The organism is Streptomyces sp. 63XJN7_1_ISO-PGPR-S23-121 (assembly GCF_056173025.1).
In genome coordinates, this window is record NZ_CM149653.1 from 2,527,087 (window position 1) to 2,541,947 (window position 14,861).

At 71.2% G+C, this 14,861-nt stretch carries 12 protein-coding genes; 9 read left to right on the top strand and 3 right to left on the bottom strand.

Annotated features, from left to right (window positions below; genetic code table 11):
- Positions 1–62: 62 nt before the first annotated feature.
- From AC0VYN_RS10965 to AC0VYN_RS10995, 7 genes are all read left to right on the top strand, one after another.
- Positions 63–1,286 carry a DegT/DnrJ/EryC1/StrS family aminotransferase gene (locus AC0VYN_RS10965; RefSeq protein WP_475535821.1) on the top strand — a complete coding sequence of 408 codons (1,224 nt, stop codon included), beginning with the start codon at positions 63–65 and terminating at the stop codon, positions 1,284–1,286.
- Between the two features lie 29 nt (positions 1,287–1,315).
- A complete protein-coding gene (locus AC0VYN_RS10970) occupies positions 1,316–2,485 on the top strand; it encodes an FAD-dependent oxidoreductase (protein ID WP_385459807.1) in 1,170 nt (389 codons plus the stop codon).
- 61 nt (positions 2,486–2,546) lie between these two features.
- Positions 2,547–3,518 carry an ornithine cyclodeaminase family protein gene (locus AC0VYN_RS10975; RefSeq protein ID WP_475535822.1) on the top strand — a complete coding sequence of 324 codons (972 nt, stop codon included), beginning with the start codon at positions 2,547–2,549 and terminating at the stop codon, positions 3,516–3,518.
- A gap of 17 nt (positions 3,519–3,535) precedes the next feature.
- On the top strand, positions 3,536–4,306 hold the full coding sequence (locus tag AC0VYN_RS10980) for a thioesterase II family protein (RefSeq protein WP_475535823.1): 771 nt from the start codon (positions 3,536–3,538) through the stop codon (positions 4,304–4,306).
- On the top strand, positions 4,303–4,806 hold the full coding sequence (locus tag AC0VYN_RS10985; RefSeq protein WP_475535824.1) for a hypothetical protein: 504 nt from the start codon (positions 4,303–4,305) through the stop codon (positions 4,804–4,806). Before AC0VYN_RS10980 ends, AC0VYN_RS10985 begins: the two co-directional genes overlap by 4 nt.
- The gene (locus AC0VYN_RS10990) at positions 4,803–5,369 is read left to right on the top strand and encodes a thiamine pyrophosphate-dependent enzyme (RefSeq protein ID WP_475535825.1); all 567 of its coding nucleotides are present in this window, start codon (positions 4,803–4,805) and stop codon (positions 5,367–5,369) included. The genes AC0VYN_RS10985 and AC0VYN_RS10990 overlap by 4 nt, the downstream gene beginning before the upstream one ends.
- Before the next feature lie 203 nt (positions 5,370–5,572).
- Positions 5,573–6,856: an MFS transporter gene (locus tag AC0VYN_RS10995; RefSeq protein WP_475535826.1), complete on the top strand. Its 1,284-nt coding sequence runs from the start codon at positions 5,573–5,575 to the stop codon at positions 6,854–6,856.
- A gap of 1,750 nt (positions 6,857–8,606) precedes the next feature.
- On the opposite strand, the gene AC0VYN_RS11000 is transcribed toward AC0VYN_RS10995, so the two are convergent.
- Positions 8,607–9,032, bottom strand: coding sequence for an OsmC family protein (locus AC0VYN_RS11000; protein ID WP_030856509.1), 426 nt, complete (start codon positions 9,030–9,032; stop codon positions 8,607–8,609).
- A 528-nt stretch (positions 9,033–9,560) separates the two neighbouring features.
- Between AC0VYN_RS11000 and AC0VYN_RS11005 the strand changes: the two genes are divergently transcribed.
- Positions 9,561–10,244: a response regulator gene (locus tag AC0VYN_RS11005; RefSeq protein WP_125537121.1), complete on the top strand. Its 684-nt coding sequence runs from the start codon at positions 9,561–9,563 to the stop codon at positions 10,242–10,244.
- A 57-nt stretch (positions 10,245–10,301) separates the two neighbouring features.
- Here the strand turns inward: AC0VYN_RS11005 and AC0VYN_RS11010 are convergent, their stop codons facing one another.
- Positions 10,302–11,018, bottom strand: a complete 717-nt coding sequence (locus AC0VYN_RS11010) for a hypothetical protein (protein WP_385468115.1) — start codon at positions 11,016–11,018, stop codon at positions 10,302–10,304.
- Between the two features lie 397 nt (positions 11,019–11,415).
- Between AC0VYN_RS11010 and AC0VYN_RS11015 the strand changes: the two genes are divergently transcribed.
- Positions 11,416–13,389 (top strand): P-loop NTPase family protein, encoded by a 1,974-nt coding sequence (locus tag AC0VYN_RS11015; RefSeq protein ID WP_359752699.1) that lies wholly within the window; start codon positions 11,416–11,418, stop codon positions 13,387–13,389.
- 1 nt (position 13,390) lies between these two features.
- On the opposite strand, the gene AC0VYN_RS11020 is transcribed toward AC0VYN_RS11015, so the two are convergent.
- Positions 13,391–14,773 (bottom strand): sensor histidine kinase, encoded by a 1,383-nt coding sequence (locus AC0VYN_RS11020; RefSeq protein WP_359577791.1) that lies wholly within the window; start codon positions 14,771–14,773, stop codon positions 13,391–13,393.
- Between the last annotated feature and the right edge of the window lie 88 nt (positions 14,774–14,861).

Consider the following 14,861-nt stretch of genomic DNA (forward strand, 5'->3'; position numbering starts at 1 on the left):
CGACCGACCAGCCCGTCCGCTGCCCGGAACTGGGGTCATTGATGGAGACGACATTCGCGGCGATGCCGCAACGCTACGCAGTACCGTACTCACCCGTCGGAAGCAGGCTGGACGAGAGCGACGTCGCGGCCGTGCGCGAGGTGATGCTCTCGGAGTCCACCCTGTCCCAGGGGCTGGTCCGGGAGCGGTTCGAGGCGGCGTTCGCCGAGCACATCGGAGTGCGGCACGCGCTGTCGGTGACCAGCGGCACGGTCGCCCTGGAGCTGGCGATCCACCTGCTGGACCTGATGCCGGGCGACGAGGTGATCACCACCCCGCAGACCTACCAGGCCACCGTCCAGCCGCTCCTCGACCGCGACGTGCGGGTCCGGTTCGCCGACATCGACCCGGCGACGGCGAACATCGACCCGCAGCGCGTCGCCGAGCTGGTCACGCCCCGCACCCGGGCGATCGTCCTGGTGCACTACGGCGGTCTGCCCGCCGACATGGACACGCTGATGAACGTGGCGCGCGAGCACGACCTGGTCGTCGTGGAGGACGCCGCCCACGCGCTGGGCAGCGTCCTGCACGGCCGCAGACCCGGCGGCATAGGCCACCTCGGCTGCTTCAGCTTCCACTCCAGCAAGAACATCACCACCCTCGGCGAGGGCGGGATGATCACCACCGACCGGGACGACTGGGCCGAGCGGTTGCGGCGTGTGCGGGGCAACGAGGCCGACATGGTGCTGACGCCCCGGCACGGAGGATTAGCCGGGAGGAGCGGTCCGCCGCCCGGCGCGCTCTACCCGGGCGAGGCGTACACGCACGACTGCCTGCGTTTCCGGCGCGCCGGCACCAACGCGACCCTGAGCGAGGCCGCCGCGGCCGTGGGCCTCGTGCAGCTCGGGAAGCTGCCCGGGCTGGTCGCGCGCCGGCAGGCCGTCGCCGCGCGGTTGACGGCGGAGCTGGCCGAGTCCGACCCGGTGCGCGTCCCGGCCGTGCCGGCCGGCGTCGAGCACGCCTTCCACCTGTTCACCTTCTCGGTCGATCCCGCGCGCGTCGACCGGGACGAGCTGGTCCGCTGCCTCGCCGCCCAGGGCGTCGAAACGTATCTGCGGTACTTCCCGCTGCACCTGTTGCCGGAGTGGCGGGCCCGAGGACACGGCCACGGCGAGTGCCCGGCGGCCGAACGGTCCTGGTTCCTGGAGCACATGAACCTGCCCTGCCACCCCGGGCTGTCCGACACCCAGGTCGAGTTGCTGGCGACCGCGCTCGGCTGCGCCCTCACCAAGGTCACCCGCAGGTGACACACCGAGGACCGACGAAGGGACATGCCATGGCAGCATCCACACCCGTCCACTACGACATCGTGGTCGTCGGCGGCGGCCCGGTCGGGCTCGCCGCGGCCGAGGCCGGTGCCCGCCGGGGGCACACGGTGCTGGTCCTGGAGCAGTACGACATCCTGCACGAGCACGGCAGTTCCGGCGGCGCCGAACGGCAGTGGCGGCTGCAGTACGCGCAGGAGGACCTGGCGCGGCTCACCCTGGAGACCCTCCCGCTGTGGACGCGGCTGGAGCAGGCCGGCGGACGCCGACTGGTGCACCGCACCGGCAGCCTGTGGTTCGGCGACACGGCCACCTCCACCAACGAGGGACAGGTGAAGGCGGCCGTGGAGGTCCTCGAGCGGATCGGCGTGCCGTACGAGTGGCTGACGGCCAAGGAGATCGAGCGGCGCTACCGGTTCGCCCGGCTGCCGGGGCACTACGAGGGGTTCTTCCAGCCGGACGGCGGCATGGTCGACGTGCGGGCCACCCTGTGGCTGCTGTACGAGCAGGCACGCGCGGCCGGCGCCCACGTCCGGGACCGGGAGCCGGTCCTGGAACTCGCCCCCGACGACGACGGCGTCACCGTGCGCGGTGAGCACGGCGTCTACCGCGCCGACCACGTGATCGTCGCCGCCGGCGCCTTCTCCGCGCCCCTGCTGCGACCGCTCGGCATGCACTTCGACGTCGAGCTGTACGAGATGTCCACGGCGTACTTCCGCAGCGTCGACCCGGACTTCGACTACCCGACCTGGTTCGCCTTCCAGCGGCCCACCGAGGAGGACACCAACCTCTTCTACGGCTTCGGCCGGCTGCCGTGGGCGACGGGCGACCTGGTCAGGGTGGCGCCCGACTTCGAGGTCGACGCGTTCGAGGACGCGTACGCGGCCGGCCGCACGGCCGATCCCGGTCACGTGAAGCGCACCGCGGACTGGGTCGCCGAGCACATGCCGGCGCTCGACCCGACTCCGCTGCACCCTGACACCTGTCTGATCGCCCTGCCGAAGGACCCGGCCCGCCAGTTCTACTTCGGCCACGCGCCCGACACCGTTCCCGGCGCCCGGCGCCTGGTCGTGCACGGCGCCGGCTGGGGCTTCAAGTACATCCCGCTGCTGGGCCGGGCCTGCGTGGAACTAGCGCTCGACGGACGCACCGGCTACGACCTCTCCCGCTTCGCCTTCTGAGGCTCCCGTTCCGGGCCCCGCCCCGAACCCCACCCTCCGCCCTGCGAAAGGACCCACGGCAATGTTGCGTGTCATCAACGGCGAGACCGTCCGGTCGCTCTACTCGGGCGCCGACGCGCTGCCCGCCATGGAGCGCGCGTTGACCGCGTTCAGCGACGGCTCGGCCTACCAGCACCCGCGGATCACCATCGAGCCGCCCGGCCACGGGGGCATGGCGCTGCTGATGCCCGCCGCGTCCGGGGACACCCTCGGACTGAAGCTGCTCAGCATGTTCCCCCGGGCGGCCGAGAAGGGCCTCGCCAACGTCCAGGGCCTGGTCATCCTGGTGGATGCCGTGCACGGTGAGCCGCTGGCGCTGATCGACGGCATCTCGGTCACCGAGATCCGGACCGCGGCCGTGACCGCCCTGGCCACCGACCGGCTGGCCCGGCAGGACGCCACGACGCTCGGCGTGATCGGCGCCGGCGTGCAGGCCCGCGGACATCTGCAGGCCCTGGCCGAGGTGCGGCCGTGGAAGCGGGTGCGCCTCTACAGCCGTACCGCCGGGCGCGCGCGTGAGCTGGTCGACTGGGCGCGCGGCACGGGACTGCCCGCCGAGGTGGTGGACTCCGCCTCCGCCGCGACCGAGGGCGCCGACGTGATCTGCACCGTCACCTCCGCGTGCGCACCGGTGCTGGCCGACGCCGACGTCTCCGGCGAGGGCGTCCACATCAACGCCGTCGGGGCGTTCGGGCCGACCTGCCGCGAGCTGCCCTCCGAACTCGTCACCCGCGCCCGGATCTTCGTCGACAGCCGGCAGGCCGCGCTGGCCGAGGCCGGTGACCTGATGATCCCCGTCCAGGAGGGCGTCATCGACGAGAAGGCCGTCCAGGGCGAGCTCGGCGAAGTGCTCGCGGGGGCCGCGGGACGGATCGGCGACGAACTGACCGTCTTCAAGTCGCTGGGCCTGCCGATCGAGGACGTGGTGGCCTGCGCGGAGATCTACCGACGTGCCGTCGAACGCGACGCCGGGGACGTGCTCCGCTTCCCCTGAGCCCGAAAGGCATATCCATGACACCACCGCGCACTCTCTCCCTGCTTCCCCGCGCGCCCCGCTCCGGTGCCCGCCGCAGACCCTTGCTGTGCCTGCCGTACGCGGGCGGCGGAAGCCGGTCGTACGACAGCTGGCAGCATCTGCTGCCGCAGGCCGTGGACGCGCAGACGCTGCGGCTGCCCGGGCGCGAGAGCCGGGCCGCCGATCCGGTGCCCGGCGATCTGCGTGCCCTCGCGGGGGAGATCGCCGACGAACTCGGCCCCCACCTCAACGGGCCGTTCGCCCTGTTCGGGCACAGCATGGGCGCGATCCTGGCCTACGAACTCGCCCAGCACCTGCGGGCCCGGTTCGGCCTCGCCCCGCACTGCCTGTTCGTCTCCGGCAGCCGGCCGCCGGACCGGCTGGTCACGGGCCGGCAGTACTCGCGGATGGACGACGGGACGTTGCGCGCGGCGCTCGAGGCCATGGGCGGCACGGACCCCGAGGTGCTCGCCGACCCGGAGCTGTGGCACCTGGTCGAGCCGGTCATCCGCGCGGATCTGATCATGAGCGACCACTACACGCACCGTCAGGCCGAACCGTTGTCCTGCCCCGTCGTCGCCTACGGATCCAAGGAGGACGTCGATCTGGACCGGGAGTCCCTGGAGGCGTGGCGGGCCCGCACCACCGGCCCGTTCACCTCCCGCGTCTTCCCCGGTGACCACTTCTACTTCCGCCGGTGGCCCGAGGGTCTCGTCATGGACCTGAGCAACCGGCTCCACGAGCACGTGATCGAGGTGGACGGATGACGGCCGCGACCGCGACGGGATCGCTCGCGCAGCGGCTGGCGCACGACCTGGCCACCGACTTCGGGCCGTTCCACGGCACACCGTGCGGCATCCTCGCCCCCCTCTACCGGGCCCTGGAGGAACGGCCGGGGCTGCTCACCGTGGCGCGCGAGGACAACGCCGTCGGGCTGGCGGCGGGGGCCGCGCTGGCCGGGGCCTCCCCGGTGGTGCTGATGCAGAACTCCGGCCTGGGGCAGTCGGTCAACGCCCTGGCCTCGCTCGTCGTCCCGTACGGGATCCCCATGCTGCTGGTCGTGAGCCTGCGCGGGGTGGATCCCGACCCGACCCCGGAGAACACCGCGATGGGACGCCTCACCGAACCGCTGCTGGCCTCGCTCGGCATCGAGTGCTCGACGCTGACCGACCCGGTCGAACTGGGCCGGCTGCGGCACGTCGTGCACGTCGAACGCCGGACAGCGGCCCTTCTCGTCCCCCCGCCGGCCTTCGGGTGGCGGGCATGAACAAGACCGAGGCCGTCGCCGCCGTTCTGGCGGCCACCACGACGGAGCCGATCGTCTACACCACCGGGTACGCCTGCCGCATCGCACGGCATCTCGACGACCGGCCCAGTCACTTCTACATGACGGGCTCCATGGGCCTGGCCTCGTCCATCGGCATCGGCATCGCGCGCCGCACCCGCCGTACGACCGTCGTGGTCGACGGGGACGGCAGCGTGCTGATGAATCCGGTCGGCCTGGCGACCGCGGGCGCGCTGCCCGACCTTCCGTTGGCGCACATCGTCCTGGACGACGGGTGCTACGCCTCCACCGGCGGACAGGCCGTGCCGTCCCGGCGTGCCGATCTGCGTGCCTGGGCCATGGCGTGCGGCTACGCCCGGGCGGTCGGGACCGACGACGCGGCGCGGTTCGCCGGCCTGGTGCGCGCCGCGGTCGCGCGGTGCACGGCGCCGGTGCTGGTACTGGCCCGGCTCACGTCGGCCGACCAGCCCGTGCCCGGGCGGGTCGAGGAGGACCTGGCGGAGCACGCCCGCCGCTTCGGCCGCCACCTGGCGCCGCGCGGCTGAAGCGGGCGGCCGCGTGTGCCGCTCCCCGCCGGGGACACGCCCGCACGGTGGAGACACCTGACCGAAACCGTCCACCGGCACACTCCTGTGCGCACGGTGTGATCCGTATCCTTGCGCGCATCCGGGGTGCCGCCCGCCGCACCAATCGCCTCGCACAGGGCGCATGTTGGCGCGCGCACCCGTACAACGAGCAAGGGGAACACATGAGTTGGGGTCCAGGTCGCGTGCTGCGCGACCGCAACGTCGCGTTCTACTTCAGTGGCGTGGTGATCTCGAGCTTCGGCAGCTCGGCGATGGCCCTCGCGGCCGGCGTATGGGCCAAGGCGCTGACGGGGTCGGACAGTCTGGCCGCCCTGACGACGTTCTGCGTGTGGGCCCCGATGCTGTTCGGCCCGGTCATCGGCACGATCGCCGACAGGTTCCGCAGGCGGCCGCTGCTGATCTGGTCGCACCTGGCCATGGCCGCCCTGCTGCCCGCCCTCGTCGTGGTCGACTCCGAGGACCGGGTGTGGATCCTGTTCACCGTCCTGATCGTGTACGGCATCAGTACCGTGCTGATGGACGCCGCCGAGGCCGCGATGGTCGCTTCCGCGGTGCCCGAGGAGTTACGCGGCGACTTCAACGGCCTGCGCCTGACGGCCAACGAGGGCATGAAGCTCCTCGCCCCGCTGCTGGGCGCGGGCCTGTTCGTCCAGTTCGGCGGTCCGGCCGTGGCCCTGCTCGACGCGGTGACGTTCGCCCTGGCGGCCCTCACGTTCACCCTGATGCGGGTCCGCGAACCCCGGCCCACGCGCTCGCGGGAGCAGCCGTGGAGCGCCCAGATCTCCGAGGGCGTCCGCTTCCTGCGCCGGCACCCCGTCCTGTGGCGCCTGGTCCTGGCCGGCGCCGTCACCATGGGCATGGCCGGCATCAACGGCGCCTCGGTGTACGCCGTGGTGGATTCCGGTCTGCACCGCGAGCCCGCCTTCGCCGGCGTGCTCTACGCCGTGCAGGGCGCGGGCTCCGTCCTGAGCGGCATGGTCACCGGCACCCTGCTGCGCCGCATCCCCGAACGCGTCTTCACCGCCGCGGGCATCGCCCTGTTCGCGCTCGGCGTCGCACTGCGTGCGGTGTCCTCCACGCCCGTGGTCCTGGCCGCGAGCGTCCTGATCGGTGCGGGCCTGCCGTGCGTGCTCATCGCCGCCATGACCGCCGTCCAGCGCGAGACCCCGAGCGAGCTCCTGGGACGGGTGGCGGCCACCGCCAACACGCTGCTCCTCGCGCCCAACGCCATCACCCTGGCGGTGGGTTCCGGCCTGCTCGCCCTCGTCGACCACCGGATCCTCGTCGTCGCCGCGGGCCTCGTGGCGGTCGGCGCCGCACTCGGCCTCCTGGCCGGCGGCGCCCGGGACGGCCGTGCGGAGCCCGAGCCGGAACGCGCCACGGACCTCGAGTCCGTCGAGGCGGTCAAGGCGCCGGGCGACGGCGACCGGCCCCCGTACGAGTGACACCCGCGGCCATGCCCTCGTCGCCGGCCGCGCTCCGGACCGGGCGACGAGGGGCAGCTCCCGGGCCGCCGGGAGTTCCGGCGGTGCCGGCCGTTGGAGCGGGAGGGACGGGAGCCATTAGGTTGGGACCGGCCGTGTGAGATCTCGTGAGGGATGAGAGGGTCTGACGGGTGAGCGAGACACCACCGAACACCCTGCAATACCGTTTCGACGGGCCAGAAGACGCACCTGTCCTGATCCTGGGGCCCTCGCTGGGCACCACCTGGCACAGGTTGTAGAGACCGTCCAGGGGCGTCTATGCCAGTCCACTGCGGGCATGAAATTGCAGGTCGGAGCCTCTTGGTCCGAGAGCGTCTGCCCAGTTGGTGATGGCTGTGTGATACGCGGGTGATATGGTGAGGCCCTGCCGCGGTCCGTCATGGCGGGGTCTCTGCCCGGATCCGTGAGACGTCGAAGCCGCACCGGAGCGCTCCGGTGCGGCTTCGACGTGAGGTCGAACGCGTTGGCGCGCACGATGCGGTCGGTGCCTCTAAGGGGTCCGTGTGCCTGTAACTCTCTCGGGTGCCTGATTTGCGATCGCACCCGCTTATCCGTCCGTACCGGGGTGCGTCTTTCTCCCAGCGCGACGAGACAGGCTCATGCATCTCGATTGCTACATTGCCCGAGGGGCCGACCACTTGGCCGGGCTCACACGGCCATGATGGCCATCAGAAGCGGAGTGGTAGGCTATAAAGCTTCCTCATCGAATCGGCGACCGAGCAGGACGCCGGACTCTGGGCGGGCTATCCCGCCGTGGTCCTGGCAGGGCTGCGTACCGGACGCTCCTGGAGGCATCCGAACTTCGCCCCCTTGTTGATACGGCGCGTCGAGATCATCCAAAAACCGGCTTCACGAAACGGCTGCTCGACGATTTCACGGACCTCGGTCCAGGCGCTGTCGCCGCCGAGGAGGATGCCTTGCTCCGACGACTGACCGGCAGGGGCACACCGCCGAGGTAACCGCCTACCCTCGTCGTGGCTTCGCAGCGGCTGGCCGTCCTTTCACAAGAGGGGCTTGTGGGAAACGAGCGGCTGCTGCCGGCTCCGAGTCATCGTTGCCGCGGTACGGCCGGACCGGGAGGAATCGAGGCCGTTCCGGCCATAAAGGAGGGCCTGTCTTCCGCGACGGCCCCGGCGAGTCGAGTGATCACGATCTTGCAGCCGAGTCGTGGAGGGCGGTAGCCCATGGGAGTGCGTCGTTGTCTCAGGTATGAGCCTTCTGGGGGATAACGGAGATGGTGTGACGTTCGCTCAACTGACGGATTCCTACTGGTTGGACGACGTTAGCGGTGATTGCCGCGAGAGCAGGCAGGATGTCGAGCCCGTTGGCGCCGGCCGCGTCGTGGGCCGCTGGGCCGGCTGCGTGTGGTCATGCTGCCGGTCGCGTCGGCCACGGTGAGCGCTGCGATCGTGGTGATGACCGCCGACGGCCCGCTGGACGACCTCGGCACCCGCATACGGCCGGAAGCCGGCACGCCCCCCTGCGCCGAGCAGACAAGGGACGATAGGAAGGGGGCCGGCCCGCCGCCCGTGAGGGTGGCAGGCCGACGAGGCCGCGCCGCCTCCGGTGGCAACGCCGTGGCCTGCCCACTTCGAATCGCCACTACGCGTCTTCAGCGGGTGCGTGAGTCAGACCTCTGGGGGACTGCACCGCAGTTCCGTTGCAGACCGGCTCCGCCCGACGCGTCATGTGGCCGGTCCCCGCCCCTGTTTCAGGCCAGCTTCGCGGTCAGGGTGATGGTCGTGCCGGTCAGGGCCTGGCTGACCGGGCAGTTCTTCTTGGCGTTCTCGGCGGCGGCGACAAAGGTGTCGTTGTCGAGGCCGGGGACGGTGCCCTCCACCGTGAGGTGGATGCCCTTGATGCCCTCGCCGGGCTGGAAGGTGACGTCGGCGGAGGTGGTGAGCTTGCTGGGCGGGGTGCCGGCGCCGGTCAGGCCGTGCGACAGTGCCATGGAGAAGCAGCTGGAGTGGGCGGCGGCGATCAGCTCCTCCGGGCTGGTCCTGCCGTTCGCCTGCTCGGCGCGCGACGGCCACGACACCGGCTGCTCGCCGATGCCGGACGAGTCGAAGGTGACGACGCCGTTGCCCTCGAGCAGGTTGCCTTCCCAGACGGTGTGCGCGGAGCGCGTGGTTGCCACGGTGGTTCCCTTCGTTGAGCCTTCGGCCCCTGATCGGGGCAGCGAGCCCATCGGATCACAGGAGGACGTGGCGCGGCGGCACGGTGTCCCACGGCGATACCGGCGGTCGTGCGGTGTCAGCACCGCCCGCGAACGCAGACCCTCGCCATGACGGCACGCTTCACGAAGTTGATCGTGATTTACTTCTGCGTAAGCGTTACTGCAGGCTGTGGGGGCACGTGAGTTAGTAAGGCTAAGGGGAAGAGCTCCGACAGATGATTCCTCGGTTGCTGGAGCAACCCTTTCGGGCCGGCTTGATCAGTCGCCAGGCCGGAGAAGCGTGCCCTCTCGTCTCTCCACGTCGGCTGCGTCACGCTGCGCGCATCGACCCAGCGCGTCCCGGACGACCCGTGCAGATATCGTGATCTGTCGTCATCGAGAGCCGGTACACATGCTCGTCATCGGCGCATCGCTCGGGGCGGCAGTCGAGTCGGCCGCCCGTTTCACCCGCACCGCACGCCGGTGCACCGCACGAAGGAAGCCTCTTCCATGGAGTCCGTCCGCGTTCTGCTGGTCGACGACCAGCAGATGATCCGCACCGGTTTCCGTCTCATCCTCGAATGCGAACCGGACATCGCCGTTGTCGGCGAGGCGTCCGACGGCGACTCCGCTGTCGAGCAGGTCTTCGCCCTGCGGCCGGACGTCGTCCTGATGGACGTCCGCATGCCCGGCACGGACGGTGTCGAGGCCACCCGGCGCATCGTGGAGTCCGGTGCGGAAGCCCAGGTCGTGATGTTGACCACGTTCGACCTGGATCGGCACGTCCTGGACGCTCTCAGGGCCGGAGCCGTCGGTTTCCTGCTCAAGGACGGGCCCGCACAGTCTCTGGTGGAGGCGGTACGGATGGTGGCCGCCGGTGACGCGGTCCTGTCCCCCCGTGTCACTCGGCGGCTTCTGGACCGCTTCGCCCGTCTGCCTCAGCCGGCCGTCGGGGCCGCGTCCAGGCGGCTGGAGCATCTCACGGCCCGCGAGGTCGACGTGTTGCGTGCGCTGAGTCGGGGGCTGTCCAACGAGGAGATCGCTCAGGAGTTGGACGTCAGCAAGAACACGGTCAGGACACACATCGCTCATATCCTGGAGAAGTACCATCTGCGTGACCGGGTGCAAGCGGTGATCCTGGCCTACGACGCCGGCCTGGTCACACCGGTCGGGCACGCTTCCACCGTCCGCTGACAGGCTGTTCCTCCCTGACGGCCTCCCACGAACGAGTCGTCAGCGCGGGGCGCGAGATCAGAGGCGCAACGGCGACTGCTCGGGCGGCACTTCGTACGGCACGCCCTCGCGCATACCCGTGTACCTGGTCCGGCCCCACCGGTGTACGGCGTCGACGGAGACCCCGTACGGCGCCAGACGTCCGTTCAGACGCATCACACGGGCTTGCAGCGCCCGTTTGCTCACCGGCTCCCCGGCGGTGCCGAGCAGCAGACCCAGATCGTGACAACACCACTCACGGGAAGGCAGGCTCAGAAGTTCCAACAACACCTGTTGAGAAGCCTGGTGAGGCACGACCTGCGGACGACTCCGGGACGGTGCCCGCAGGCGTTGACGCCTCGAAGAGAGATCGATCCACCTGCGTTCGGCGACGATCCGTCCGGCCAACTCCCTAGGAGGGGTGTCCCGGGGGAGCACGTTGACGGCCCCCGCACGCAGCGTGGCGACCACGTCCACGTCCCGGGGGGCCAGCACCACGACCGAGGAGATCGTGCTGAGCACGCGCACGCGCTGCTCAAGTCGGTCCGTTCCGCCGTCCTCTGACACATCGAGGACGGTCAGTCCGTCGGGCCTGCGCAGCAGCGACATGTAGGCCGGTGCGGAACCCCATGAGTGGGACAGGGCCGGCAGCACGTGGTACGGGCGCATGGTGCGCAGCAGACGGGCTGTCTTCTGCCGGCGCAGTGAGAGGACGACATCGACGGGGCAGGAGGAGGACATCGCAGTTGTGGGCATGGGCATGGGCATGGGCATGGGGGTGGGGTGGGGGTGGTACTCGTGTGGCGGGTCCGTTCCATGCTCGGCACCCCCGCGCGCCACCGGCTGCTCAAGCGGTGGTCGTCATGTGCTCACCTGTGCTCAACGGCGGCCGCCGAGGGTGCAGGGGCGACGAACTCTCCGCCCCTCGTGGGCGGCCGCTCTTGGTGATCCACGGACGCATATGCTCCTCTCGGAGTACTCCCGTCGCGGCCGCGCTCCGCGCTGTCGCGGTCAGCGGCCCGGGCGCGTCGGGCGAGACGGAGAGGCGGAGTGAGTGAGCACGCGCGGCGGCAGCCTGGGCCGGCGGTTGGAACGAGTCCGGGAGCGTTCATTCCTCGGACGCAGGCATGAGCTCCACTTCTTCCGCGCAGCGTTGCACGGAGCATCCGGCGCCGCCTGCGTTCTCTACCTGCACGGTCCGGAGGGCACGGGCAAGTCGATGCTCTTGCGCCGGTTCGCGCTGGAGGCCCGTGCCGCAGGCCGCACCGTCGTACGGGTCGACGGGCGGACCACGCCGGCGACCGCCGATGCGTTCACGCGTGCCGTACGTCCCGTCACGCGGGAGCCTGGAGCCGTTCTGCTCGTCGATTCCTTCGAGCACTGCCGGTCCTTGGAGGACTGGTTGCGTGAGGAGTGCCTACCCCGCCTCCCCTGGGGCACCGTGGTCGTCGTGGCGAGCCGCCACGAGCCTGACCCTCACTGGCCGGCCGACCCGGGCTGGACGGGGCTGCTGCGTGTACTGCCCCTCGGCGGTCTGAGCAAGCCCGATGCAGCGGCGTTCCTCCGGCAGCGAGGCGTGCTCCCTCACCTGCACGACGCCCTGCTGGAGTTCACCGGAGGGCACCCCCTGGCTCTCGCCCTGGCTGCGGAGGCGGCGGTGCGCACGGAGACCGATGGCGGTGCCGATCACGCGGATCCTCCGCTGGGCCAGGACGCCGTCGCCACTCTGCTGCGCCGCCTCGTCGGTACCCCGCCCGACGAGGCTCACCAGGCAGCCCTGGACGTGTGCGCCCAGGTCCGTGTCACTTCGGTGGCGTTGCTGCGGGCGGTCCTCGGTGACCAGGGCGAGGATCTCTTCCTCTGGCTGCGCGACCAGCCGTTCGTCCAGACCACCCGGCTCGGTGTGGCCCCCCACGCCGTCGTACGCGAGGCGCTGAGAGCCGATCTACGCTGGCGTGATCCGGCCGGATTCGCAGAACTGCACCGGAGGATCCGGGGCCACCTGCTCGAACGGACGAGGCTCGGGCCCGCTTCCCGCGTCCTCGAGACCGTGGGGGACCTGCGGTTCCTCCACCGCTCCGGGCGCTTTCTGGCAGATGCGCACGGCCGGGCGTCGGGCGGCCGGGCCGAAGAGCTGCCCCGCGCGGTCGGGCACGAGGCGACGCTGATCCGCCGGATACGCCGCCAGGAGGGACCGGAGTCGGCGCGCATGGCCGCGCACTGGCTGCGCGAGCAGCCCGAGTCCTTCCTTCTGCAACGCCTCGGACCTGGTGAGGAGGACGTCGGAGGTTCGGCGTGGTTGAGGCTCATGCCCTTCGAAGGGGAGGCGGAGGACCCGGTCGTCGCCGCCGCCTGGGCGCACACCAGGAAGCACGGTCCGGTGCGGGCCGGCGAGCACATCGCGCTGGCGCGGTTCCACGTCGGCGAGTATGGCGATCACCGTCCCTCCCCCGTGATGGACGCGTCCCTCGGGCGCATGGTGGGGGACATCATCCGCGACGACAGACTGGCCTGGGCGTTCGCCGTCCTGCGCGACGACGGCTTCTGGGACTCTCATCTGCGCCACCACGCCATGGAACCGACGGCCGGCACGGTGACCGTCGACGGCCACCGTCACCGTCTCTTCGCCTGCGACCGGCGTGCCCTGCCCGCGGTGTTGGGGGGTGCGGCGAACGCTCCCTTGCTCACCGGCGCCGCTCCTGGTCCAGCCCGCTCCGGGAAGGAATCGTGCACGGCGGCGGAGATCCTGGTGCTGGGCGAGGAGGAGTTCGCCGTCGCCGTGAAGGCCGCTCTGCGAGCCTTGCACCGGCCACGTGAGCTGGCGCTCAACCCGCTCCAGCGCAGTCGTCTCGTCCTGGCGCACGGCATGGGTCTCAAGGACGTGGTCACCAGCGCGATCGGCAGCCTGCCGCTCGAGCGCGGTGGTGACAAGGGCTACCGGGCGGCGACCGCCGCCTACGTCGAAGGGGCCTCGACGCAGGCGGCCGCCGCTCGGCGCCTGGGGCTTCCCCTCAGCACCTACCGCCGCCACCTGGCGTGGGCGACACACCGGATCACGCGGATCATGTGGGAGCACGAACTGTCCGGAACCCCGCTGCTGTCACCCGCGGACCGGCCGCGGCGTTGACTCAGGTGACCGGGAGAGCGAGGACGGTCCCGGCCTCGTCGTCGTGGGACCCGGTGCCGTCGTCGTGGGACCCGGTGCCGTCCTCGTGGCCAACGGGATCGGCGAGGACGCAGGAGCTCCGGTCGTCCGGCGGGGGCGGGCCGTACACGGACGGAAGGGGGAGGGCGGCATGCACACAGTAACCGCCTCCGGGCCGGTGACCGGTGTGCAGTGTGCCGCCCATGGCCGCGACCCGTTCCCGGATCCCGACCAGCCCGTGCCCCGCCCCCCGGTCGAAGACGTGGGCCGGTGAAGGCGCGGCCTGCTCGCCGGGGCCCGCGTCGCAGATCCTCACGGAGAGCCTGCGGCGGTCGTGCTCCCACGTCAGCGTGACGGCGGTGCGGGTGCGGCCCGCGTGCTTGAGGGTGTTGGTGAGGGCTTCCTGCACGATCCGGTAGACAGCCAGTTGCGAGCCGGCCGACAGGTCGACCGGTTCCCCGCTGATGGTGCAGTGGACCTGGAGACCGGCGGCACGTACCGACTCCAGCAGCGCCGGGATGGCGTCGATGGTGGGCTGCGGTGGCTGCTTGCTGGGGTCGGTGTCGTCCTCGTCGTCGGTGCGGAGCACGTCCAGCAGTTGCCGTAGCTCGGCGACGGTGGCCCGGCCGGTCTCCTCGATGGTGCGGTGCAGTTCGTGGGCCTTCTCGGGGTCGCGGGCCTGGACCCGGTCGGCGGCGATGGTCTGCACGACCATGAGGCTGACGTTGTGGGCGACGATGTCGTGCAGTTCCCGGGCGATGCGCGCGCGTTCCTCCATGACGGCGGCACGGGCTTTGGCGAGCTGTTCACCCTCCAGTGCCTTGGCGCGCTCCAGCGCCTGATCCTGCATAGCGGTCCGGGTTCGTACCAGCCGGCCGAGGGACCAGGCCGCGGCCGTCAGCACCGCCTCGGTCGTGCCCGCGGCAAGCCAGTGATCCGCGGGCGCCAGCACGGCTTCCGTCACGGACAGCGCCGGAACGTGGAGGAGCGCCACAAGAGCGGCGGTGCGGTGTTCGGTCCGCACGGCGGTCAGGAACAGAGCCGTCGCGGCGCACAGGTAGGTGGGGCTGATCGCGGTCCCCTGCGGCCCCACCAGGTGGGGCACGTAACGCAGCGCCTGAAGGATGCTGCAGGCGACCGCGACAACCACGAGGCTCGCCAGCGGGAACCGGTGATGAACGGTAATGGGCGCACCACAGACCAGGATGAGCGCGACCCACCAGCCGCCCGGCGCGTTGTGCAGGGCCTCGCTCGCAGGGACCAGGGAGGGCAGGGCCAGGCACCAGCCTGTCAGGAGAACGCCCAGGGCCAGGTCGGTCAGGGCGGGGGGCAGACGGCGGCGCGGCCACGAGTTCAGTGCGCTCATGACGGTCCACGGTAGACCGCGCCGGCCGGCAGCGGCCCGCCGGGACAGCGGAAGACGGCGTACCCCTCGTCCGTGGGTCAGCGCGAGC

Coding starts and splice junctions, on each gene's coding strand:
- AC0VYN_RS10985 (WP_475535824.1), top strand. CDS start 4,303: ATGACGGCCGCGACCGCGACGGGATCGCTCGCGCAGCGGCTGGCGCAC.
- AC0VYN_RS10990 (WP_475535825.1), top strand. CDS start 4,803: ATGAACAAGACCGAGGCCGTCGCCGCCGTTCTGGCGGCCACCACGACG.
- AC0VYN_RS11005 (WP_125537121.1), top strand. CDS start 9,561: ATGGAGTCCGTCCGCGTTCTGCTGGTCGACGACCAGCAGATGATCCGC.
- AC0VYN_RS11010 (WP_385468115.1), bottom strand. CDS start 11,018: ATGCCCACAACTGCGATGTCCTCCTCCTGCCCCGTCGATGTCGTCCTC.
- AC0VYN_RS10975 (WP_475535822.1), top strand. CDS start 2,547: ATGTTGCGTGTCATCAACGGCGAGACCGTCCGGTCGCTCTACTCGGGC.
- AC0VYN_RS10965 (WP_475535821.1), top strand. CDS start 63: ATGCCGCAACGCTACGCAGTACCGTACTCACCCGTCGGAAGCAGGCTG.
- AC0VYN_RS10970 (WP_385459807.1), top strand. CDS start 1,316: ATGGCAGCATCCACACCCGTCCACTACGACATCGTGGTCGTCGGCGGC.
- AC0VYN_RS11020 (WP_359577791.1), bottom strand. CDS start 14,773: ATGAGCGCACTGAACTCGTGGCCGCGCCGCCGTCTGCCCCCCGCCCTG.
- AC0VYN_RS10995 (WP_475535826.1), top strand. CDS start 5,573: ATGAGTTGGGGTCCAGGTCGCGTGCTGCGCGACCGCAACGTCGCGTTC.
- AC0VYN_RS10980 (WP_475535823.1), top strand. CDS start 3,536: ATGACACCACCGCGCACTCTCTCCCTGCTTCCCCGCGCGCCCCGCTCC.